Raw genomic sequence first — 3,962 nt, 5'->3', positions numbered from 1 at the left:
GGGTGGTGTGTGTGCCGGAGCATGGGGGTGGGCGTGCGCTGGATGGGGTGGTGTGCGCCAAGTCGGGTGGTACCGGGTGTGTGATATCGGGTATGTGGTTATCGAATATCTGAAATCGGACATGGTGTGCATCGCTGTGCTGGGAAGTGATCGGCGTGATCGACACCGAAGGCGACTGCGCCGAGTGGACGTTCCCGGCGGATCCGGGAGCGGTGCGCGGGGCTCGTACGGTCGTTCGGATGCAGTTGCAGAGGTGGCGGCTGGAGGGCGTGAGCGATGTCGCGGTCCTGCTCGTCAGCGAGCTGGTGACCAACGCCCTGCGGCACGCGGCCGGGCCGATCGGGCTGCGGCTCGTCCGGCCCGCCGGGCTCGGCGACGTCCTCGTCGTCGAGGTCTCCGATCCGCTGCCCGACCCGCCCCGGGAGCGCGCGGCCCGGCCGGAGGACGAGAGCGGCAGGGGGCTGCAACTGCTCGCGTCCGCGGCGAACCGGTGGGGTACGCGTCCCGATGCGACCGGCAAGACGGTCTGGTTCGAACTGGCGGTGCCCGAGGCGGTGCCCGAATGACCTGCGGAAACGCCGCTCCGGCCGCCTCGCCGGCGGCGTACGTCGGTTTTCGGCCAGGGACTCGAGTCGATCCGGGTGGTTCGAGGGTGTGCCCGCTGGTTAGAAGAGTGGAAGTGTTGGAACGGAACGGTCCAAAAAACGCCTGGACCGTGCTGTGATCGTGAACACCGTGCCGTGCGGCCCCGTAGTGCTGGATACTGCGGGCAGCCGCCCCTGGTGACCGGTACCGGGCGCGGTGAGCTGGAGGGGACGGTTCGCGTGAGCGAGATACCAGCGAAGGCCACGGGGTCGCACGACCCGTCGGACGCCGCAGGCGCCTTCGGCGATGCCACCTCACCGGGCGGCACGACGCCGAGGGACACCGCGCACCCGAACGGGCCGGATGGCGCCGACGCGGCGGCCCCGCGCGGGGCGACTCCCGGGGGCACCCGGAACGCGGCGCAGGCCAGCCCCGGCGCCTCACGCCGCGAGCCCGCTGCCGACCCGCGTGCCACGCCCGTACCCTCCTCCGCCCTCTCCGACATCCCCGCCGCCGACGCCGTCTGGCAGAGCAGCCCGCCGGGGTCCATCTACGACTACATCCGGGTCGCCTCCTTCTCCATCGGGCCCGATGGGCTTGTCGATCAGTGGAGTCTGCGGGCCGAGCAGATTTTCGGGATCTCCGCGGAGCGGGCTGTCGGGCTGGATCCGATTCAGGCGTTCATCGACCCGGACCTGCGCGCGCGGGGGCAGCGGAAGATGGCGGAGATCCTGGACGGGCGGGAGTGGACCGGTGTGGTGCCGTTCAAGGCGCCGGAGAGCGGGGAGAGGGGGCTCGCCGAGGTCTATGTGATGCCGACCACGACGTCGGACGGCGACCGGGCCGCCGTGTGCATCGTCGTCGACGTGCGGACCCTGCGCAGCATCGAGACCGACCTCGCCGCCTCGCAGTCGATTTTCGGCCAATCCCCGTTCGGGTTCCTGCTGATCGACCCGGACCTGAGAGTGCGGCGGGCGAACGAACGGTTCGCGTCGCTGTTCGGCGGGACACCGGACGACCACCGCGGGCACGGCGTCGCGGACTACCTCCAGAGGTCGGAGGCCGAGCGCGTCACCGCGACCCTGAAGCGGGTGCTCCAGACCGGCGACTCGATCACGGACATGCACGTCACCGGGTTCACCCCGGGCTCGGACGAGCGCAGGCACTGGTCGATCAACCTGTACCGCGTGCACAGCGGCAGCGGACGCCCCATCGGCATCGCCTGGCTCGGCATCGACATCACGGCCCGCAGGGCGGCGGCCAGGGAAGCCGCCGCGGCCCGCCGCAACCTCGCCCTGCTGAACGAGGCCGGCGCCCGCATCGGCAACTCCCTCGACCTGGAGACCACGGCCCGCGAACTCCTCGACGTGGTCGTCCCCGGCTTCTGCGACCTCGCGACCGTCGACCTCTACCAGGGCCTGCTGGCCGGCGACGAGACCCCGCCGGGCCTCGCGGACGGCAGCGCGGAACTCCGCCGCGTCGCCTTCGCGTCGGCCGTCTCGGACGTCCCGTTCACCGCGACCGGCGGCACCCCGATCCCCGTCGGCTCGGTCCACCACTTCCCGTTCACGTCGCCCCGCGCGGACGCGCTGCGCACCGCACGCCCCCAGCACATCGCCGGCGCGGAAGGCGGCCTCGTCCAGTCCACGCTGGCCGTGCCGATGGTCGCGCACGACACCGTCGTCGGGCTCGCGCAGTTCTCCCGTACGAAGGGCAGCGAGCCGTTCGGCGACCGGGACCGCGACCTGGCCGTCGAACTGGCCGCGCGGGCCGCCGTCAGCATCGACAACGCGCGGCTGTACCGGCGCGAACGCGAACGCGCGCTGATACTGCAACGCTCCCTGCTGCCGCCGGGCGACCCGATCGCCTCCGGCCTCGACATCGCCTGCCGCTACCTGCCGGGCAACGCGTCCACGGGGCGCCCCAGCGAGGTCGGCGGCGACTGGTTCGACGTCATCGAACTGCCGGGCCACCGCACCGCGTTGGTCGTCGGCGACGTCATGGGACGGGGCCTGCGGGCCGCCGTCGCGATGGGCGAACTCCGCACCGCCGTACGGACGTTGGCGCTGCTCGACACCGAACCCGCCGAAGTCCTCAGCGCGCTGGACGAGATCGCGCGCGGCCTCGGCACGCCGGGGGGTGTGCAACAGGCGACCCGCGCGGCCCGGCGCCCCCGGGAGGCGGACCTCTCCGAGGTGTACCTCGCGACGTGCGTGTACGCGGTGTACGACTCCGTCACCCGCCGGTGCACGTTCGCCAACGCGGGCCACCTGCCGCCCGTGCTGGTCGAACCCGGCGAGCCCGCGCTCATGCTGGACGTGCCGCCCGGCATGCCGCTCGGCGTCGGCGGGGAGCCGTTCGAGGAGGTCGAAGTCGAGCTGCCCGAGGGGGCGTTGCTCGCGCTGTACACGGACGGGCTGGTCGAGTCCCGTGACCATCCCCTCGACGAAGGGCTCCAGGCGTTCGTCGGCGCGCTCACCGACCCCTCCCAGCCGCTGGAGGACGTCTGCGACCACGTTCTCAACACGCTCGACTCCCACCACGGCGAGGACGACATCGCGCTGCTGATGGCCCGCGTCCAGGGGCTGCCCGCGGAGTCCGTCGGTGACTGGACGCTGCCTCGTGAGCCCAAGAGTGTGGGGCGGGCTCGGGAGTATGCGCGGGCGCAGTTGGTGAGCTGGGACCTTGAACCCCTTGTCGATACGACCGAGTTGCTGGTGAGCGAGCTCGTCACCAACGCCTTGCGCTACGGCGAGGGCGAGATCCGACTCCGGCTCCTGCTCGACCGGACGCTGGTGTGCGAGGTCTGGGACGCCGGCCTGGTCCAGCCTCGACGCAGGCGCGCGCGGGATACGGACGAGGGGGGTCGGGGACTTCAGCTCGTGGGGTTGCTGTCTGCGGCGTGGGGCTCTCGGCGGACCCCTCGAGGGAAGACGGTTTGGTTTGAACTGCCGTTGCCGGATGGGGACTCGACGCCGGTCGATCCTGCGGAGGCGTTGCTGAGCCTGTTCTAGGGGGTGGGATCGGATTGTGGGGCGGCTGCGGGTCCGTTGTGGCTGGTCGCGCAGTTCCCCGCGCCCCTAAAAACATGCGGTTGCCGTGTTTTGAGGGGTGCTCGGCGGCCTAGCGGTCTGAAAGGCGTGCGGTTGCCGTGTCTTGAGGGGCGCCCGGTGTCCTCGTGCCTCTAAAAGACGTGCAGCTGCCGCGCTTCAAGAGCTGCCCAGCGCCCGCGAGCCCCTGAAAGACGCGTAGTTGCCACGCCGGTACGGCTCCCCGCTGCCCGCCTCACCCAAAACGCCGCCCCCCACCCGGCCCAATGCAAAAAATCCCTTGGACCCAACCAACCCGCTCCGCAATACTCCGCCGATGCACTCTCC

General features: G+C 71.3%; 2 protein-coding genes. Both read left to right on the top strand.

The genetic code is table 11. The features are described from left to right. The first annotated feature begins 146 nt into the window (after window positions 1–146). Entirely contained in the window at window positions 147–566 is a 420-nt protein-coding gene (locus AOK24_RS36865; RefSeq protein ID WP_063799581.1) for an ATP-binding protein, read from the top strand. 216 nt (window positions 567–782) lie between these two features. Beyond that, complete coding sequence (locus AOK24_RS36860) at window positions 783–3,599, top strand: SpoIIE family protein phosphatase (protein ID WP_055724304.1); 2,817 nt, start codon at window positions 783–785, stop codon at window positions 3,597–3,599. Window positions 3,600–3,962 lie beyond the last annotated feature (363 nt).

The organism is Streptomyces niveiscabiei (genome assembly GCF_001419795.1).
GTDB lineage: Bacteria > Actinomycetota > Actinomycetes > Streptomycetales > Streptomycetaceae > Streptomyces > Streptomyces niveiscabiei.
This window is presented reverse-complemented; position numbering and strand designations above follow the sequence as displayed.